2 protein-coding genes are annotated in these 943 nt (G+C 50.3%); both read left to right on the top strand.

The window, feature by feature from the left end:
- Positions 1–112 precede the first annotated feature (112 nt).
- A complete protein-coding gene (locus tag J4G07_19700) occupies positions 113–508 on the top strand; it encodes a hypothetical protein (GenBank protein ID MCE2416215.1) in 396 nt (131 codons plus the stop codon).
- Positions 468–943: hypothetical protein (locus tag J4G07_19695; GenBank protein MCE2416214.1), on the top strand; the 476-nt coding region annotated here is incomplete at its 3' end. The genes J4G07_19700 and J4G07_19695, both read left to right, overlap by 41 nt.

Raw genomic sequence — 943 nt, 5'->3', positions numbered from 1 at the left:
TGCGGTTTTGCGGCGTACTCGCCCCGACGAGTGCCACACGCGCACTCGGCGTTGATTCATGCGATCTGCATTCCTAACCGCACCGATTACAGGGTAATAGATGGATTCCGTAATGTCGACAAAGACAAATATGCCTATCCTACGAGTTTCTTCTTTGGTGCAGCTTGCCAGCCAAAACAGTCCGTTAAAAGTCAGTTTCATCTTAATTGCGCTTACCTGCTTTCTGATTTCGTGTGATTCATTGATAGATGGCACGGTACTTCATCGGATATTACACAGACTGAAGTTCCGCGTCACGGAAATATCTGAGATATATCCTGCACGTCTGGAGCGATATGATGCGTTGTTCCTCCAAGACCTCAATAAGGCTCCGACTGAGACGGAAGTTAAGGATATACAGGATTTCGTCAACACCGGTGGCACCTTAATTGTGGCTGGAGACGAGCCAGGATTGGACGGTCTTTTCAATGTGTATGGCTCAGGAATTCTCACGCCGAACAGCCGATGAATCGTTCTTTCCGCTGCACCCGATCGACGTGATTCGCGCTCGGACGCGTTTTGCGCTTGAACCTATAACACGCGAGGTCGTTGCACTCTATGCGACAGAGGATGGGGCAACCGTGGTGACGCTACGACATGGTAAAGGACGCGTCTTCTTCATCGCCTCTACCTATCTATTCAGTAGAGATGGGCTAAAGTATGATGAGCGGAATGCTACGTTCCTCTATAACCTTATGTCAACGCTCCCACGCAACGCACGGATCGGACTTGCTGAAAAAAGATACTACACGCTTGAGACAAGACCTCCGGACCCGTTTGCGGCACTTGTGTTCGGGACACGCGGTGGTTTAGGGGCTGTTTACCTCTGCCTGATCCTTTTCGTTTTTCTCATGTTGAGGGGGCGTCGGTTTGGAAAGCCGTTAGATGTGCAGGACGGAAGTAG

This window comes from Candidatus Poribacteria bacterium, assembly GCA_021295715.1.
Taxonomy (GTDB): domain Bacteria; phylum Poribacteria; class WGA-4E; order WGA-4E; family WGA-3G; genus WGA-3G.
This window is presented reverse-complemented; position numbering and strand designations above follow the sequence as displayed.

What these genes read in the sequence shown, in the direction of transcription:
- J4G07_19700 (MCE2416215.1), top strand. Translation starts at nt 113, where the DNA reads ATGTCGACAAAGACAAATATGCCTATCCTACGAGTTTCTTCTTTGGTG.